We start from the raw sequence: 17,635 nt of genomic DNA, 5'->3' as shown, positions 1-17,635 counted from the left end.
CGCTATAGTCAATAAGGAAAAGCTAAATTTCTTTTGACATAGACAGGTTAAACTGGGTTTATTGAGTGATAGAATAAATGAATGGATAGGATCGGCAAAAAGGATGCTTATCAAATCAGGAGTGGAGGGTAAGGAATGTCAAATACATATGCAGTAATTTTAGCGGCGGGTCAAGGTACCCGTATGAAGTCAAAATTGTATAAAGTGCTTCATCCGGTCTGTGGGATGCCGATGGTTGAGCATGTAACAGGCAACGTCGAACAGCTTGGTGTTGAAAAAATTGTTACCGTTGTTGGGCATGGTGCTGAAAAAGTTCAGCAGCAGCTGGGTGATAAAAGTGAATATGCGCTGCAGGCGGAACAACTTGGAACAGCTCATGCAGTACAACAGACAGCCTCATTAATTGAAGGTCTGCCTGGAACAACTTTGGTTGTTTGCGGAGATACACCGTTGATCCGCCCGGAAACGATGCAGGCATTGCTTGACCAGCATGCCCAAACGCAGGCGAAAGCGACAATTCTGACAGCGATAGCCGATAATCCGACAGGCTACGGACGGATTCTTCGCAACAGTGCTGGCATCGTCGAAAAGATTGTCGAGCAAAAAGACGCGTCTTCAGAAGAGCAGCAAGTGAAAGAAATTAATACAGGTACGTATTGCTTTGATAATGAAGCGTTGTTTGAAGCGTTAAAACTGGTTTCCAATGACAATGTCCAAGGGGAATATTATTTGCCGGATGTCATTGAAATCCTTCAAAAACAAGGGGAAATCGTTGCTGCTTATGCTACGGACAGCTTTGATGAAACATTGGGCGTAAATGATCGTGTGGCATTGAGCCAAGCTGAGGGCATCATGCGCAAGCGGATTGCTGAAAAGCATATGAGAGCCGGTGTTTCAATTATTGATCCTGCGACTGCCTATATTAGTGCACAAGCCGAAATTGGAGCGGATACCATCATCCACCCAAACGTGACGATTGATGGCAATACGAAAATCGGCGAAGATTGCATCATTTCTTCCAATAGCCATATCGTCAACAGTGTGATCGGCGACCGTACGGCAATCCGAAGTTCAGAGATCCATGACAGCAGCATCGGAACGGATACAGCTGTGGGGCCATTTGCACACATTCGCCCACAAACCGTTCTGGGCAATGACGTGAAAATCGGCAACTTTGTTGAAGTGAAAAAATCGGAAGTTGGCAATGACAGCAAAGTTTCTCACTTAAGCTATATTGGCGATGCCCATGTCGGGACAGGCGTCAATATTGGTTGTGGCACCATCACGGTCAATTACGATGGCAAAAATAAATTTCAGACCATCATTGAAGACGATACGTTTATCGGCTGCAACTCGAATCTGATTGCACCGGTCACTGTAGGGAAAGGTTCTTATGTAGCCGCGGGCTCTACGATTTCTAAAGATGTACCTGAAGATTCCTTGGCAATTGCACGCGCGCGCCAGGAAAATAAAGAAGGCTATGCAAGTAAATTGAACGGTAAAAAATAGGAGGGTTCACACCTAATGGGCTATCAAAATGCAAACTCGAAATTGAAAATCTTTTCATTGAATTCGAACCAGGAGTTGGCTGAAGAAATTTCAGAACACGCAGGCATTCCACTTGGGAAAAGTTCGGTTACACATTTCAGTGATGGCGAAATCCAGATTAATATTGAAGAAAGCATTCGCGGCTATGATGTATTTATCGTGCAATCAACTTCTCAGCCTGTCAACGAGAATCTGATGGAGCTGTTGATCATGATTGATGCTGTTAAACGAGCTTCTGCCCGTACGGTTAATGTCGTGATTCCTTACTATGGTTATGCGCGCCAAGACCGTAAAGCCCGTTCACGTGAACCGATTACAGCGAAATTAGTAGCGAACTTATTGGAGACTGCAGGAGCCACACGCGTGATTGTTCTTGATTTGCATGCTCCTCAAATCCAAGGGTTCTTTGATATTTTGATTGACCACTTGGTGGCTGTACCGTTGCTTTCCGATTACTTCCTGAATGAAAGCGGCATTGACCTGGAAAATGTCATTATCGTTTCGCCGGATCACGGCGGTGTAACACGTGCGCGTAAAATGGCGGATCGCCTGAAAGCGCCGATCGCAATCATCGACAAACGCCGCCCGCGTCCGAATGTTGCGGAAGTCATGAACATTGTTGGGAATGTGGAAGGCAAAACTGCCATCATCATCGATGACATCATTGATACGGCGGGAACAATTTCAATCGCTGCCAGTGCCTTAATTGAAAGCGGAGCGAAAGAAGTTTATGCATGCTGTACCCACCCTGTCTTGTCCGGCCCTGCTGTGCAACGCATCAATGACTCGGTTATCAAGGAATTGATCATCACCAACTCGATTGCATTGCCTGAAGAAAAGAAATCTCCTAAGATCAAGCAGTTGTCAGTGGCGCGTTTGCTGGCCGAGACAATTGTACGTGTTCACGAGCAAAAATCCGTCAGCACGCTTTTTGATTGATCATTAAAATACCTTTCAATTTGCTCTAGGTTTCATTAATATAAGAAAAGGGTATATACTGTTTATGTACCTATCGAGAATTATGTACTTTTTAATATAACTGGAGGCTGAAAGTAATGACTGTAAAAATGACCGCACAAAAAAGAGAAAGCAGCAATAAGAATTCTGCTTTGACTGAACTTCGTTCGAAAGGACTTGTACCAGGCGTAGTTTACGGCTTTAAAACTGAAACGACACCGGTAACTGTATCTGAAATCGAATTGATCAAAACTTTGCGTGAATCTGGACGTAACGGCGTAATCAGCCTTGAAATTGATGGCAAAAGCACAAACGTTGTCTTGAGCGATTATCAAAAAGACGCTTTAAAAGGCAGCTTTAAGCATGTCGACTTTTTAGCGATCAACATGTCTGATGAGCTAGAAGTGGCTGTAACTGTTCACTTGACTGGCGAATCAGTAGGCGAAAAAGAAGGCGGCTTTATCACACAGCCAAACCGTGAAGTAAATGTTCGCGTAAAACCTTCTGATATCCCGGATGCTTTGGAAGTAGATACCACTAAATTGGAGATTGGCGAAACAATCACAGTTGGCGATATCCGTGGAACTGTCTCTTACGAAATTTTGGATGAAGATGACTTTATTCTTGTTTCTGCAACAGCTCCTCGTACACAGGAAGAATTGGACGAGCTTGAAACTGTAGTTGAAGAAGATGCAGAACCAGAAGTGGTTGGCAGCGAAGATTCTGAAGACAAAAAAGAAGCATAAATACGAACAGGAAATAAGGGGCTGTCGAGAGACAGTCCCTATTTTTTTGTTTCAAGAACGATTATGGTAAAATAGAAGGCAGTGAAAAAGCAAAGGAAGATGGGTATGAAACTGATTATTGGCCTGGGAAATCCAGGCAAAGCATATGAAGATACACGCCACAATATCGGCTTTAAAGTGGTGGATTATTTAGCATCTCAATGGAACGCGCCGTTGACACAGTCCAAATTCAAAGGCATGTATTCTGTCAGCCATCGCCCTGAAGGCAAAGTGATGCTGCTTAAGCCGCTGACTTATATGAATTTGTCTGGCGAGAGTGTCAGTGCGCTGATGGATTATTATGATGTCAATCTGGAAGACATCATTGTGATTTACGATGATCTGGATTTGCCGACCGGGCAATTGCGCCTGCGCCAAAAAGGCAGTGCCGGTGGCCATAATGGCATTAAGTCATTGATCCAGCATTTAGGCACCCAGGAATTCAACCGGCTGCGCATCGGCATCAACCGTCCGCCTGCAGGCATGAAGGTGCCGGATTACGTATTGCAGCGATTCTCTAAAGAAGAGAACCCTTACGTGGAAGACGCCATCAAAAAGAGTGCGGCTGCCTGTGAAAACTGGTTGTCAAAACCGTATGTAGAAGTGATGAATCAATTTAATGGAGCATAACCGCTTTGACGCATTTGGCGTTCAGAGCTTTTTTCTGTTTCCTGTATGTTTTTGAAAGGAGGAAGTTGGATGAACCATATTTTAAAGACTTTTTCGGAGGATACCCATACACAAAACTTTATAGCCGATTTGAACAAAGGGCAGGACCATCAATTGATTTCCGGTTTGTCAGGAAGCGCCAGACCGATTTTCTATCAAACAATCTGGTCTGAAACAGAAACGCCTTTATTGATTGTCACGCCAAATCTATTGCATGCTCAGCGTGTATATGATGATTTGGTGCGTCTGGTCGGCGAACAGCACGTCCACCTTTACCCAGCGGAAGAGTTGATCGCTGCAGAAGTGTCTTTTTCAGGTCCGGAACTGCGGGCTCACCGCATCGATACACTAGACCATATGAAGAGTGTCGGCAAAGGGATTTATATCACACCAGTGGCGGGGATGCGCAAGTTCCTGCCGACGAAAGAACAATGGGACTATGCGACGTTGCGTATTGCCGAAGGCGAAGAACTCGATACAGACGAGTGGCTGTTGAAATTGGTGGCAATGGGCTATTCCCGAACGCCAATGGTGACCACTCCGGGTGAGTTTGCACTTCGTGGAGGAATTTTGGATATTTACCCGCTGAATCTGGAACATCCGGTGCGCATCGAATTGTTCGATACGGAAGTAGACTCGCTGCGGTCGTTTTCGGCGGAAGACCAGCGTTCACTCGAGAAAGTCAAATCGTTGTGTATCCTTCCTGCGAGTGAGTTGGTGCTGTCGAAAGACCAGCGCGTCGGTCTGGCAGGAAAGCTGGAGGCCAAACTTGCAGTCAGCTTGAAGAAAATAAAAACTGACGATACGAAAGCTTTGATGCTCCAGCATATCCAGCATGACATCGATTTATTGAAACAAGGCGAAACACCGGAACAGGTATCGAAATATGCGTCATTGGCCGAAACTCAATCAGCATCTTTAGGCGATTATTTCCCGGGAAATGGATTGGTCTTTTTTGATGAACTGGGCCGGATCCAGGAAATGACGGATACGCTGGAGCGTGAAGAAGGCGACTGGATCGTCTCGCTGCTGGAGGAAGGAAAGTTTCTTCATGATGTTCCGTTAACTTATACTTTCCGTGAAATGATGACGAAACTCGAGCAGAAAGTGACGTTCCTGTCTTTATTCGTCCGGACATTCCCGATGGTTTCAGTCAAAAAGTCCATCGCCTTTTCGTGCAAGCCGATGCAATCCTTTCACGGGCAAATGCATCTGTTGAAAGCGGAGACGGAACGTTGGACCTTAGGGAAGTTCCAGGTCTTCATCGTGGCACAAGGGGATGACCGCCTGGAAAAAGTGCGGGCTGTTCTTGCGGATTATGACATGGAAGCGGAAATCGCCGTGCCTTCGACAGAACTCCAAGGCGGCAAAATCTATTTGGTTGATGGGGAACTGGCGACAGGATTTGAAATGCCGCTTCAGCGTTTGGCCGTCATTACGGATTCGGAATTGTTCAAGCAGCAGCCGAAAAAGAAGACGCGTGCGCAAAAACTGACGAATGCAGAGCGCATCAAAAGCTACTCCGAAATCAAACCGGGCGATTACATCGTGCACATCCATCACGGCATCGGCCGTTTTGTAGGCATCGAAACACTGGAAAGTGGGGGCGTCCATAAAGACTATCTCCATATTGTCTATAAAGCAGATGATAAATTATTCGTGCCGGTCGACAAAATCGACTTGATCCAAAAATACATTGCATCTGAAGAAAAAGAACCCAAGCTGCATAAGATGGGTGGTACGGAGTGGAAGAAGACCCGTACGAAAGTGTCCGCCGCAGTACAGGACATTGCGGATGACCTTATCAAGCTCTATGCAGAACGGGAAGCGTTGAGAGGTTTTGCATTCTCTGAAGAGCAGGACATGCAGCGCCAATTTGAAGCGGAATTCCCGTATGAAGAAACCGTCGACCAGCTGCGCTCGATCAATGAAGTCAAGCGGGACATGGAAAACGAACGGCCGATGGACCGCCTGATCTGCGGCGATGTCGGCTATGGCAAGACAGAAGTGGCGATCCGTGCTGCATTCAAAGCGGTATTGGACGGCAAGCAAGTGGCATTCCTTGTACCGACGACGATATTGGCGCAACAGCATTTTGAAACGATGAGCGAACGCTTCAAGGATTACCCGATTACGGTTGGCTTGATGAGCCGTTTCCGCTCGAAAAAGCAACAGACTGAAACCGTCAAAGGCCTGAAGAACGGCTCGGTTGACGTAGTTGTCGGCACGCACCGTATTTTATCGAAAGATATGCAGTACAAAGACCTTGGCTTATTGATCATCGATGAAGAACAGCGCTTTGGAGTGACCCATAAAGAGAAAATCAAACAAATGAAGACTAACGTGGATGTTCTGACGCTGACGGCGACGCCGATTCCGCGTACGCTTCACATGTCGATGATCGGCGTGCGCGACCTGTCCGTCATCGAAACACCGCCGGCCAACCGTTTCCCGGTGCAAAGCTATGTGATGGAGCATAACGGTTCGCTCGTACGCGAAGCCATCGAACGCGAAATGGCGCGCGGCGGGCAAGTGTTTTATTTGTATAACCGTGTGGATGATATGACGCGGAAAGTGGAAGAAATTCAAGCCTTGGTGCCGGAAGCGCGCGTTGGCTATGCGCATGGCCAAATGAATGAAACCGAACTGGAATCGGTGATTCTAAGTTTCCTTGACGGCGATTACGATGTCCTGGTGACGACGACCATCATTGAAACCGGTATCGATATTCCGAACGTCAATACCTTGATCGTCTATAATGCAGATCGTATGGGCTTATCGCAGCTTTATCAATTGCGTGGACGCGTCGGGCGTTCGAGCCGCGTGGCCTATGCCTATTTCATGTACCAGCGCGACAAAGTGCTGACCGACGTCGCAGAAAAACGCTTGATGGCCATCAAGGAATTCACGGAACTTGGATCCGGCTTTAAAATCGCCATGCGCGATTTGACGATCCGCGGGGCAGGCAATCTGCTTGGTTCACAGCAGCACGGATTTATCGACTCCGTCGGTTTTGATCTGTATTCACAGATGCTGCAGGAGGCCATCGACGAGCGCCAGTCCGGAGTCAAAAAAGAAGTGATACCGGAAATCGAAATTTCACTCGATGTGGATGCGTATATTCCGGATTCCTACATCAGCGACGGCTACCAAAAGATTCAAATGTACAAACGCGTCAAAGGCATCGATACGGAAGAGGAAATGACCGAGCTGCAGGATGAATTGATCGATCGTTTTGGCGATATGCCGAATGAAGCTGACCTATTGCTGCGCATTGCCCGCATGAAAGTATGGGCACGCCAGGTAGGTGTTGAATCGATCAAGCAACATGGCAAAGTCGTCACCGTCAAACTGAGCGAAAAAGGCACAGCCAGCATTAATGGCGGCAAAGTGGTAGAAGAATCTTCCGCTTACGGCCGCGCCGTCGGATTCAGCATGTCCGGCCAGCAGCTGGTCATGACCATCGATGAAAATAAAACCAAGAAACTGCATCCGTTTGATGTGTTGGAAGGCATGATAAAACTCTTGCCGGAATCGCTTCGTGAAGCAAAACCGGTTAGTTGAGTTGGACTAGTTACTATAAGTAAGAGATGAGTGGATCCGGTGAACAATGAAGGCACAATGAAATCATTTATGAAAGGCGCAGTCCTGCTGACGATTGCAGGGTTTATCGTCAAGCTATTGAGTGCAGTCTACCGGGTGCCTTTCCAGAACCTTGTCGGAGACCAGGGCTTCTATATTTACCAGCAGGTGTATCCGTTTGTCGCGATTTTCGGCATTTGGACTTCCTACGGGTTTGCGGTAGCGGTCTCCAAATTGCTGGCGGATGCGGACAGACAGGCGCATGGAGCCATTCTGCGCATTGCGTTCATATACGTGGCAACTGTCTCCATTGCGGTATTCGTGCTGCTGTTTTTCGGTGCAGAGTTGCTGGCGGGCTGGATGGGCGATCGGCAATTGGATCGCTTGCTGAAAGTCGGTGCATTTTCAGTCTTGCTGATGGCGCCGCTCGCTGTTCTAAAAGGCTACTTCCAGTCGCGCAATGACATGGCGCCGGTTGCCTATGCACAGGTGATGGAGCAGGGGCTGCGCGTATCGGTTATTTTGATCGGGACCTGGATTGTCGTCTCGAGCGGTTTGTCCTTGTACGCCGCTGGGCAGATGGCAATGTTTGGTGCAGTTGCCGGCGGGCTGGGAGCGGTAGTTCTGCTGCTGACCTATTTCCGCAGGCATTGGGATTTCCTGAAACAGCCTTCACAAATGCAAACCTGGCCCGTCATCAAAGAAATGACCGCTGTCAGTTTGAGTGTCAGCATGAGTTCGTTGATCCTGCTGCTGTTTCAGCTGGTGGATTCGTTTACCGTGTTCCGTCTGCTTGAAGAAAGCGGCCTCTCGCGTATTGCAGCCATGGAGCAAAAAGGCATCTACGACCGCGGCCAGCCACTTGTGCAATTCGGGATTTTGATCGCCACGTCACTGACTTTGGCAATCGTTCCCTTGGTGGCGCGAACCTCTAAAAACCATAGCGGCAGGCCAGCCGAAATGTATGCCAGCTTGGCTTTCCGTGTGTCGGTCCTGTTTGCGTTCGCTGCTGCAGTTGGTCTGACTTTCGTCATGCCCTATGTCAATGAAACCTTGTTCCAGACGCGCGAACAATCTGGTGCATTAATTATCTTCAGCTGGCAGATCGTCTGGATGTCGCTGCTGTTGATCATGACCGCGATGCTGCATGGGCTCGGCAAGGTGAGGGTTCCGGCTTTATTGCTGGCATCGGGCTTAGCGGTAAAAGTTGTCAGCAATTGGCTGCTGCTGCCCGTATGGGGAGTGGCGGGAGCGGCGCTTGCTGGAAATATCGGCCTGGCGCTGATTGTAATCGGGTTGGTGTTCTATTTCAAAAAAGTCTGGCCGCTGCAGTTGGCGCCGTTTTCCTATTACGCCTGGCTGTTCGGCGCATCGGCAGCCATGTCGGCAGTGGTGCTGGGCTGGTCGATAGTGGCTGATGGCTATCTGTTCGACGGCCTACCCAGCCGTCTGGGTGCTGCATTGACCATAGCGACAGCGATTCCACTCGGCGCTGCGGTATTTATGGCGCTGATCGCAAGAAGCCGCATCATCACGGAAAAGGAATGGTACATCATTCCGTTCGGCCGCAAGCTGGCAGGACTGCAATTAGCAATAAATTCAAAGAAAAAAGGTGAAAAGCGATGAACACCATTCACATAATCGGCCTGGGTGCCGGAGATTTAGACCAACTGCCGCTGGGCGTCTACAAAAAGCTGAAAGCTGCAGAAAATTTATATGTACGGACCGAAGACCATCCGGTATTGACCGAGCTGGCGCAAGAAGGCGTAACGTTTAAGAGCTTTGACTCGGTTTATGAAAAGCACGGCGCCTTCAGCCCGGTCTACGAGGAAATTGCGGAGACCCTGATTGATTTATCGAAGCAGGCATCTGTGATTTATGCTGTGCCAGGCCATCCTTTGGTCGCCGAGCAGACCGTGCAAAACTTGATCGCTGCTGAACAGCAGGGGCGTTGCCAATTGGCCATTGAAGGTGGGCATAGCTTCCTGGATTCGCTGTTCGGTGCGCTTCGCATCGATCCAATCGAAGGCTTTCAATTGATGGACGGCACGGAAATGACCAGCGACCAAGTGAACATGACGCAGCACCTGCTGATTGCCCAAGTCTATGACAGCTTCAGCGCCTCGGAAGTCAAATTGACGCTGATGGAAAAATACCCGGACGATTATCCGGTGACCATCGTGACGGCTGCCGGTTCTGCAGATGAAGTGCTGCGCACCGTGCCGCTCCATGAATTGGACCGCTCGGCAGAAGTCAACAACTTGACGACCGTCTATGTGCCGCCGGCAGCGGAACAAACGCAGCGATTGAAGGAATGGCAGACCTTCCGCAGCATCATCGCGAAGCTGAGAGGCCCTGAAGGCTGCCCGTGGGACCGCGAGCAGACACATGAGTCACTGAGCCCGTTTTTGATCGAGGAAGCGCACGAGCTGCTTCAGGCGATTCAGGAAGGCGACGATGAGGCGATTGCGGACGAATTGGGGGATGTTTTGCTGCAGGTGTTCCTGCACGCCCAAATCGGGCAGGACAACGGCTATTTCCAGTTGGAGGATGTGCTCGAAGCCATCAGCGCCAAAATGATCCGCCGCCATCCGCATGTTTTCGGCGACGCATCGGCTGAGGATGCCGAACAGGTTGTCGCCAATTGGCAGGAAATCAAAGCCCAGGAAAAACCGGCAGCCGAGTCTTTATTGGAAGGCCAGGAGCGTTTCAGCTCTTCGCTTACCACTTCGTTCAATTACCAGAAAGAAGCGGCGAAAGTCGGATTCAGCTGGCCGGATGCTGCCGGTGCATGGGATAAATTCCACGAAGAATTGCAGGAGTTCCAAGAGGAAGCGGCGAAAGGTTCCAAAGCCCGCCAGTTGGATGAACTCGGCGATCTTTTGTTCACCTTGGTGAATCTTGCCCGCTTTTTCGAGCTGTCTCCGGAAGAAGCGATGATGCAGGCAAACCGCAAATTCCAAAGACGTTTCAGCTACGTGGAACAACAGGTGAAAGAAGGAACCGGAAACTTCAGTGACTATACGCTGGAGCAGCTGGATAGATTCTGGAACCAAGCCAAACTATTGGCAAGAAAGGAAGACTGACTATGCGACTCGATAAATTTTTGAAAGTATCCCGCTTGATCAAACGCCGTACATTGGCGAAGCAAGTGGCTGACCAAGGCCGCATCACCGTAAACGGCAATAAAGCGAAAGCCAGCTCAGTCATCAAAGTGAATGATGAGCTGCAGATCCGTTTCGGCCAAAAAGTCGTCACCGTACGCATCGATGGGCTGAAAGAAGTCGCGAAAAAAGAAGAAGCGGCCAATATGTACACCATCCTGAAAGAAGAAAAGCTGGACAAGGTCGAACCTGAATTTATTGATGACGAAGCCTGATTGGCCAAACAAGTAAAAAACAAAAACGCCTTAAGGAATCCATGGATTCCTTAAGGCATTTTTTAGTGTTGTCTATTTGTCGCCCATGAGTGCAACGAGTACCGCTTTTTGTGCGTGCAGACGGTTTTCAGCTTCCTGGAAAATCACCGAATGCGATCCTTCCAAAATGCCGGTTGTCACTTCCTCTTCACGGTGGGCAGGCAGGCAGTGCATGAAGATATAATCTTCATTGGCATGCTTGACGAGCTCTTCGTTCACTTGGAAGCCCTGGAAATGCTTCAGGCGTTCAATGCTTTCCTGTTCCTGGCCCATACTCGCCCAGACATCCGTATAGATGATATCGCTTCCGGCAACCGCTTGTTCCGGGCTTTCGGTGATCTCGATGGTCGATCCGGTATAATGTGCGATGTCTTTTGCCAAGGCCACCATTTCTGCAGTGGGTGCATAGGCGGCAGGAGAGGCGACGCTGATGTCCATGCCGACTTTAGCGGCACCGATCATCAAAGAATTGGCCATATTGTTGCCGTCTCCGATATACGCCATTTTCTTGCCTTTGAGTGTGCCGAAATGCTCGAGGATGGTCATCAGATCCGCCAGCACCTGGCACGGATGGTAATCATCGGTCAATCCGTTGATGACGGGAATGGAACTGAAGTCTGCCAGTTCCTGGACAACAGATTGATGGAAAGTACGGATCATCAGCCCGTCCAGGTAACCTGACAACACACGCGCGGTATCCGGAATGGTTTCTCCTCGTCCGATCTGGGTGTCCTGGGAGCTCAGGAACATGGCATTGCCGCCAAGCTGGAGCATTCCCGCTTCAAATGAAACACGGGTGCGGGTAGATGATTTTTCAAAAATCATGCCCAGTACTTTGCCTTTTAACAGGGGCAGGTATTTATTTTCAGGTTTTTTCAGTTCTATCGCCAAATTCAGCAAATCCATGATTTCGTCTGTGCTGTAATCTTTCAGGGACAAGAAGTCCTCTTGGATAATCGATGGAGCAAACGGGATCGTCAGTGTCATTTTGCAAGCACTCCTTTCGCTAATGTGGTAATGGATGAATAGGCTCTGTTGAAAGCAGCTGCTGTTTCAGGGCGTGTCCAGACATGGAGACGGTGAATCGCCGCTTGCTTCGCGTTGGTGCTTTCCGGGTCAGGGGCAAAGTCGATATAGGCTTTTTTATCATCTGTTTTCAGCCATTCCTCAAATGGAATAATGGACTCAGTAACAATGCTGAAACCGCATGCGTCCCATGAAGCGCTGTCCACGTGGCCGATTGACCCTTCCGCGACGAACAAGGTGCCGCCGGAAGCCAGCTCTGCCAATTGGACAGAGGCGCCGCTGAGAGCTTTTGCCAATGCAGTAGTAAGATCAGGGCTAGAGCCGATCACTTCGCCTGTCGACATCATTTCAGGAGACAGGACAGGGGACAGTCCAGGTAATTTTATATGAGAGAAAACCGGTGCTTTAACTGTATATTCCGGCTGTCCATTATAAGTTTCTTCAATGTGGAGTTCTTCGAAAGGCACTCCCAGCAATAAAGCCGTGGCGTGCTGCACAAGCGGCACATCCGTCACTTTCGAGCTGATCGGTGCTGTCCGTGACGCCCGCGGGTTGATTTCCATGACGAATAATTGATCGCCTTCATAAACGAACTGGATATTGAACAAGCCGGTATAGTCCATGTTTCTGGCGATATGTTTCGCTGTTTTTGAAAGCTCCTGCAGAGCCTGTTCCGATAAGGAAACCGGCGGCGTGATGGAGATGCTGTCGCCCGAATGGACACCGGTTCCTTCGACATGCTCGAAAATGGCGGAGACCCAGACATTTTCACCGTCGGTCAAGATATCGGCCTCGACTTCCTTGCCGGTGACAAAATGATCGACCAGTATAGGAAACGCCATTGTTGTCTGCTGCAGCCAGTCGCTCAGTTCGGTTTCATTGTGCAGCACGATCATGCCGCGTCCGCCGATAACATAAGAAGGACGAAGGAGCACCGGAAAGCCGAGCAGGCGGGCTGCCGGAATGACAGCGGATGGCTCACTCGCTGTTTTGCCGGGAATGGTCGGCAAGCCGATCGATTCCAGGAAGGCATAAAAACGGTCGCGGTCTTCCATTTGGTCCAACAGGTCCACTGTCGACCCAAGAACCGTAATGCCCGCTTCTTGAAGCGCAGCTGCAACATTCAGTGAAGTTTGTCCACCGAACTGGAGAATGACTTGGTTGATGCCTTCAAAATCCAAAACATTGAGAATATCTTCCGGCGTCATCGGTTCAAAATACAACGCGTCCGCCACTTCATAATCGGTGCTGACCGTTTCCGGATTGTTGTTGATCATGATCGCTTCATAGCCAAGCTTTTGGGCTGCCATGACACTGTGGACACAGCAATAATCGAACTCGATGCCCTGGCCGATCCGAATCGGTCCCGATCCCACCACCGCTACTTTTTTCTTGTGGTGAGAACGAATGACATCGGAAGAGCCCTGCCACGTGGAATAAAAATAATTCGTATCCGAGCGGAATTCTGCGGCACATGTATCGATCATGCGATAAGCAGGCGTCACTTGCCAGATGCGGCGTTGTCCCCAAATCTCGGGACAAGTGACATTCCAAAGATCAGCCAATTGCTGATCGCTGAAGCCGAGCGTCTTGGCCTGCAGCAAACGGGAGCGGTTCATGCTATTCCAATCCAGTTGCTGAAGCTGCTGCCATTCAGTGACGATATTGGCCATCACAAATAAGAAATAAGGGGTGATGCCCGTAATGCCGTGCAGAAATTCAATGCTTTTGCCGCGGATCAGCAGTTCAAAAAGAACAAACAGCCGGCGGTCATCGGCTTCAATCGCCAATTGGCATAAGCTTTCTGTGGAGAAACCTGACAGTGCCTTCAGACGGAAGCCATCAATCGGCAATTCAAGTGAACGGATTGCTTTTTGCAGCGCTGCTTCCATGCGCCGTTCAATGGCCATGACTTCGCCGGTCGCTTTCATCTGTGTGCCCAGTTTGCGCTCTGCCTGCGGGAATTGATCGAATGGCCAACGCGGAATTTTAACAGCCACATAATCCAATGCCGGTTCAAAGCTGGCAAATGTAGTGCCGGTGACCGGATTTTTCAATTCGGCCAATCTATAGCCGATTGCTAACTTGGCAGCAATCTTGGCAATTGGGTAACCGGTCGCTTTTGAAGCAAGTGCCGAAGAACGGCTGACGCGTGGATTAACTTCAATCAAGTAATACTCTGACGTTTCAGGATGCAGCGCGAACTGGACATTACAGGCGCCGATAATGCCAAGCGCTTCAATGATGTGGATAGAAGAGCTGCGCAGCATATGGAAATCTTTATCATTCAAGGTCTGGCTGGGTGCCACAACAATCGAGTCGCCGGTATGTACGCCGACAGGATCCAGGTTTTCCATATTGCAGATGGTAATGCAGGTTCCATCTGCATCGCGCATCACTTCGTATTCAATTTCCTTATAGCCGGCAATGCTGATTTCCACCAGGCATTGCTTGATCGGGCTGGCGCTTAATCCTTGCTTTACCAGTTTAATATAGGTTTCTTCATCTTCGGCAATGCCGCCGCCAAAGCCGCCGAGCGTATAGGCAGGGCGTACGATAAGGGGATAGCCGGCAGAAGCGGCAAACTCTAAAGCTCCTTCAACCGAATAAATGATGTCGCTGTCCGGAACCGGTTCGCTCAGTTCATTCATCAAGGAGCGGAATTGCTCGCGGTCTTCAGCCTGTTTAATGGCTTTCATATCCGTACCGAGCAGCGTGACGCCGTATTGCGTTAAGATGCCGGAATCGGATAAAGCCATCGCAAGGTTCAGGCCGGTTTGTCCGCCAACGGTAGCCAGCAAACCATCCGGACGTTCTTTTTCGATGATGGCAGCAGCGCTTTCCAAGGTCAACGGCTCAAAATACACTTGATCAGAAACAGATTTATCAGTCATGATGGTTGCGGGATTATTGTTGATCAGGACTACATGGATGCCTTCTTCTTTTAAAGCCAGACATGCCTGGGTGCCGGAATAATCGAATTCTGCCGCTTGTCCGATGACGATGGCTCCCGAACCGATAACCAGTACTTTTTTTATTTGCTCCTGCTTAGGCATGTGTTTTCACTCTCTCTTTCTGCTTGGCCGTTGCCAGGAATTGATGGAACAACTCAAGGTGATCTGCTGGGCCTGGTGCTGCTTCCGGATGGAACTGGACCGTGGTTAAGGGTAAGGAGGTGTGGACCAGCCCTTCGATGCTGCCGTCGTTGACGTTTTCGTAAAGTACGGAAAAAGGTGTATCCTGTAAACTGGCGCTATCGACCACATAACTGTGGTTTTGTGAACTCATGCTGACCCGTTTCGTCCGCAAGTTCATCACAGGATGATTAGCGCCGCGATGGCCGTATGCAAGCTTTGTGGTTTTTGCGCCAAAAGCTGAAGCCAGTACTTGATGGCCAAGGCAGATGCCGAAACTCGGATAGCGTTCAGCCCAATTGCGGTATATAGGAAATAAATGCTGAAGAGCTGCCGGGTCTCCCGGACCGTTTGAGAAAAGAAGGCCATCCAGCCCCAGTGAATCGAGCTTTTCTGTGGGTGTTGCATAAGGGACGATGCTGACTCGGCAATCGAGTTTGAGCAATTCTTTTAAGATGGAAGATTTGTAATGGAAGTCGATCAAGCCGATGTGGGTAGAGCCGGATCCAAAGGTCTGAATTTCTTCAGCGCTTGTGGTGGCTGGGAAGAAATAGGTTTGCACGGGTTCCCAGGCCAATTCCGGCAGGGAAGTGTGGATCAGCTGCGACTGCATGGTGCCGGATTCCCGGACGTTCTGAATGATTGAGCGTGTATCCACACCGCTCAAAATGGGAATGTTGTGGCTGTCAGCAAACTCAGCAAGTGAAATTGCATCTTTTCCGAGGGGGCCGTCGTAGAGCCCAGCAACAATAATGCCAGCAGTTTGGATGTGATCGGATTGTGCATAAAGGGACTGGATTCCGTATTGGCCGATCAGTGGATAAGAGAACACGATAATCTGGCCTTTATAGGAAGGATCCGTCAAAACTTCTTCATAGCCGGTCATGCCCGTGAAAAAGACGATTTCCCCTTGAATGGCGGAAGCCTTGCCGTGCCACTGGCCTTTAAACGCTTTTCCATTTGATAAAGTCAATAAACCTGTCATTTTCTTCACTCCAATTTTATTCATTAATTTTGTATATTTATAAGTCCACACTTACATTTAATTTGAAGAAACCTCGGAAACATTAGATAAAAGATAATGATTAGTATTATATGACTGTATAAAAATTAAGTCAATAGTATTTTTATTAATAAAGGGAAGATTCTTATAATGGGTGTTTAAAGAAATGGAGTGAAAATAGGGAAAAATATTCAAAAAGCTTATAATAGTAAGGGTTTTCATGTATAATAATGACAAAGTTAGTATGGAAGGGGAGCGGGTCATGAGTTTGAAGAGAGACAACAAGGCGGAAAAGCGTGAAGTCACCTCAATTCGCAATGACTATGTCCGTTCGGTTGAAGTGGAAGGCGAGCGCAAAAAAGCGCATCGAGTCCGGTTGTTAAGAAGATTGACGGTGTTTGGCGTGCTGGTTTTAATGGCCACCATTTGGGTTGGTTCCACCATCTATGCTCAGACGCAGACAATTGCTGGAAAAGAAGAGCTTCGTGAAGAGGCGTTGCTGAAACTTGAAGAAGTTGAAAAGCAGCAAAGCCAGCTGGAAGAGCAAATCCTGTTATTGAATGATGAAGAGTATTTAGCAAAATTAGCGCGCAAAGATTACTTCCTTTCAGAAGAAGGGGAAATTATTTTCACCACACCACATGATGAAAAAAAAGATGAAGAAAATTCATCAGAAGAAGAGTAGTCGGTTGACACTCTTTTTTTGATGGTTATAATAAAAAGTGGGATAAGTCCCGCAAAATGACAGCATGGCCCTGAATTTTGGAGTCATCTTAATTTTTAAGGAGGAGCATTTTTTTTATGTCGATTGAAGTAGGCAGCAAGTTAGAAGGTAAAGTCACAGGTATTACAAACTTTGGAGCATTTGTTCAGCTTCCAACTGGTGCAACAGGCCTCGTGCATATAAGTGAAGTCGCCGACAACTATGTCAAAGATATCAACGATCATCTTAAAGTTGGCGAAATGGTAGAAGTTAAAGTTATGAATGTAGAAGCAGACGGTAAAATCGGCCTTTCCATTCGTAAAGCGAAACCACAACCACCCGGCGGCACAGAACGACCGCAACGCCCACGCCCAAGCAGCAACCGTTCGTTTGATCGCGCTCCAAAAGAGAACTTTGAAACGAAAATGGCGAAGTTCTTGAAAGACAGCGAAGAAAACATGACGACCTTAAAACGCGCTACTGAATCGAAGCGCGGCGGCAGAGGAGCAAAAAGAGGCTAACTTGCTAGCTGTTTTAATAGTATAGGGAAATGCTTCAACACAGCTGGAAATCTATATTGAAACGCTTCTCACTTGGGAAGCGTTTTTTTTATCACCTTCTGCCGGTTTGGCAGGCATTTCCAGTCAGACAAAAAAAGCAGCGTCCAATGAAGGACGCTGCTTTTAGATCGAGATTTTCAGTTTAAGAATAATGGCGGCAGAGGGGATCGAACCCCCGACCTCACGGGTATGAACCGTACGCTCTAGCCAGCTGAGCTACGCCGCCTTGTTTAAACGAACATTTAACAGC

At 48.5% G+C, this 17,635-nt stretch carries 13 protein-coding genes and 1 tRNA gene; 10 read left to right on the top strand and 4 right to left on the bottom strand.

Going from position 1 to position 17,635, the window contains the following annotated elements; translation table 11 throughout:
* Window positions 1-135: 135 nt before the first annotated feature.
* From glmU to AC1MEO_RS13145, 8 genes are all read left to right on the top strand, one after another.
* The gene (gene glmU, locus AC1MEO_RS13180; RefSeq protein ID WP_480331089.1) at window positions 136-1,509 is read left to right on the top strand and encodes a bifunctional UDP-N-acetylglucosamine diphosphorylase/glucosamine-1-phosphate N-acetyltransferase GlmU; all 1,374 of its coding nucleotides are present in this window, start codon (window positions 136-138) and stop codon (window positions 1,507-1,509) included.
* Window positions 1,510-1,524: 15 nt separating this feature from the next.
* Entirely contained in the window at window positions 1,525-2,487 is a 963-nt protein-coding gene (locus AC1MEO_RS13175) for a ribose-phosphate diphosphokinase (RefSeq protein WP_006830759.1), read from the top strand.
* A gap of 116 nt (window positions 2,488-2,603) precedes the next feature.
* Window positions 2,604-3,251: a 50S ribosomal protein L25/general stress protein Ctc gene (locus AC1MEO_RS13170; RefSeq protein WP_480331086.1), complete on the top strand. Its 648-nt coding sequence runs from the start codon at window positions 2,604-2,606 to the stop codon at window positions 3,249-3,251.
* A gap of 105 nt (window positions 3,252-3,356) precedes the next feature.
* The gene (gene pth, locus AC1MEO_RS13165; RefSeq protein WP_480331085.1) at window positions 3,357-3,920 is read left to right on the top strand and encodes an aminoacyl-tRNA hydrolase; all 564 of its coding nucleotides are present in this window, start codon (window positions 3,357-3,359) and stop codon (window positions 3,918-3,920) included.
* 69 nt (window positions 3,921-3,989) lie between these two features.
* Window positions 3,990-7,523 carry a transcription-repair coupling factor gene (gene mfd / locus AC1MEO_RS13160; protein ID WP_480331083.1) on the top strand — a complete coding sequence of 1,178 codons (3,534 nt, stop codon included), beginning with the start codon at window positions 3,990-3,992 and terminating at the stop codon, window positions 7,521-7,523.
* Window positions 7,524-7,562: 39 nt separating this feature from the next.
* Window positions 7,563-9,167: a putative polysaccharide biosynthesis protein gene (locus AC1MEO_RS13155; protein WP_480331081.1), complete on the top strand. Its 1,605-nt coding sequence runs from the start codon at window positions 7,563-7,565 to the stop codon at window positions 9,165-9,167.
* Complete coding sequence (gene yabN, locus AC1MEO_RS13150; RefSeq protein ID WP_480331079.1) at window positions 9,164-10,627, top strand: bifunctional methyltransferase/pyrophosphohydrolase YabN; 1,464 nt, start codon at window positions 9,164-9,166, stop codon at window positions 10,625-10,627. The genes AC1MEO_RS13155 and yabN overlap by 4 nt, the downstream gene beginning before the upstream one ends.
* Before the next feature lie 2 nt (window positions 10,628-10,629).
* Window positions 10,630-10,920 carry an RNA-binding S4 domain-containing protein gene (locus tag AC1MEO_RS13145; RefSeq protein WP_480331077.1) on the top strand — a complete coding sequence of 97 codons (291 nt, stop codon included), beginning with the start codon at window positions 10,630-10,632 and terminating at the stop codon, window positions 10,918-10,920.
* A 72-nt stretch (window positions 10,921-10,992) separates the two neighbouring features.
* On the opposite strand, the gene argF is transcribed toward AC1MEO_RS13145, so the two are convergent.
* Genes argF through AC1MEO_RS13130 form a run of 3 tightly spaced genes read right to left on the bottom strand, consistent with a single transcriptional unit; the run spans window position 10,993 to window position 16,104 of the window.
* Window positions 10,993-11,946, bottom strand: coding sequence for an ornithine carbamoyltransferase (gene argF, locus AC1MEO_RS13140; protein WP_480331075.1), 954 nt, complete (start codon window positions 11,944-11,946; stop codon window positions 10,993-10,995).
* On the bottom strand, window positions 11,943-15,041 hold the full coding sequence (locus AC1MEO_RS13135; protein ID WP_480331073.1) for a carbamoyl phosphate synthase large subunit: 3,099 nt from the start codon (window positions 15,039-15,041) through the stop codon (window positions 11,943-11,945). Before AC1MEO_RS13135 ends, argF begins: the two co-directional genes overlap by 4 nt.
* Entirely contained in the window at window positions 15,034-16,104 is a 1,071-nt protein-coding gene (locus AC1MEO_RS13130) for a carbamoyl phosphate synthase small subunit (RefSeq protein ID WP_480331071.1), read from the bottom strand. The genes AC1MEO_RS13135 and AC1MEO_RS13130 overlap by 8 nt, the downstream gene beginning before the upstream one ends.
* Before the next feature lie 280 nt (window positions 16,105-16,384).
* Here AC1MEO_RS13130 and AC1MEO_RS13125 point away from each other — a divergent pair, with 280 nt between their 5' ends.
* Together AC1MEO_RS13125 and AC1MEO_RS13120 are read left to right on the top strand one after the other, a co-directional pair.
* Window positions 16,385-16,807 carry an FtsB family cell division protein gene (locus tag AC1MEO_RS13125; protein ID WP_480331069.1) on the top strand — a complete coding sequence of 141 codons (423 nt, stop codon included), beginning with the start codon at window positions 16,385-16,387 and terminating at the stop codon, window positions 16,805-16,807.
* A gap of 116 nt (window positions 16,808-16,923) precedes the next feature.
* On the top strand, window positions 16,924-17,346 hold the full coding sequence (locus tag AC1MEO_RS13120) for a S1 domain-containing RNA-binding protein (protein WP_223643244.1): 423 nt from the start codon (window positions 16,924-16,926) through the stop codon (window positions 17,344-17,346).
* A gap of 191 nt (window positions 17,347-17,537) precedes the next feature.
* On the opposite strand, the gene AC1MEO_RS13115 is transcribed toward AC1MEO_RS13120, so the two are convergent.
* A tRNA-Met gene (locus tag AC1MEO_RS13115) sits at window positions 17,538-17,611 on the bottom strand.
* Between the last annotated feature and the right edge of the window lie 24 nt (window positions 17,612-17,635).

The sequence above is a fragment of the Planococcus sp. BI3 genome (assembly GCF_056680115.1).
This window is presented reverse-complemented; position numbering and strand designations above follow the sequence as displayed.

Excerpts from the sequence above, each read along its gene's own strand:
- yabN (WP_480331079.1), top strand. The coding sequence starts at position 9,164 with ATGAACACCATTCACATAATCGGCCTGGGTGCCGGAGATTTAGACCAA.
- AC1MEO_RS13170 (WP_480331086.1), top strand. The coding sequence starts at position 2,604 with ATGACTGTAAAAATGACCGCACAAAAAAGAGAAAGCAGCAATAAGAAT.
- glmU (WP_480331089.1), top strand. The coding sequence starts at position 136 with ATGTCAAATACATATGCAGTAATTTTAGCGGCGGGTCAAGGTACCCGT.
- mfd (WP_480331083.1), top strand. The coding sequence starts at position 3,990 with ATGAACCATATTTTAAAGACTTTTTCGGAGGATACCCATACACAAAAC.
- AC1MEO_RS13130 (WP_480331071.1), bottom strand. The coding sequence starts at position 16,104 with ATGACAGGTTTATTGACTTTATCAAATGGAAAAGCGTTTAAAGGCCAG.
- pth (WP_480331085.1), top strand. The coding sequence starts at position 3,357 with ATGAAACTGATTATTGGCCTGGGAAATCCAGGCAAAGCATATGAAGAT.
- AC1MEO_RS13145 (WP_480331077.1), top strand. The coding sequence starts at position 10,630 with ATGCGACTCGATAAATTTTTGAAAGTATCCCGCTTGATCAAACGCCGT.
- AC1MEO_RS13120 (WP_223643244.1), top strand. The coding sequence starts at position 16,924 with ATGTCGATTGAAGTAGGCAGCAAGTTAGAAGGTAAAGTCACAGGTATT.
- AC1MEO_RS13135 (WP_480331073.1), bottom strand. The coding sequence starts at position 15,041 with ATGCCTAAGCAGGAGCAAATAAAAAAAGTACTGGTTATCGGTTCGGGA.
- argF (WP_480331075.1), bottom strand. The coding sequence starts at position 11,946 with ATGACACTGACGATCCCGTTTGCTCCATCGATTATCCAAGAGGACTTC.
- AC1MEO_RS13125 (WP_480331069.1), top strand. The coding sequence starts at position 16,385 with ATGAGTTTGAAGAGAGACAACAAGGCGGAAAAGCGTGAAGTCACCTCA.
- AC1MEO_RS13175 (WP_006830759.1), top strand. The coding sequence starts at position 1,525 with ATGGGCTATCAAAATGCAAACTCGAAATTGAAAATCTTTTCATTGAAT.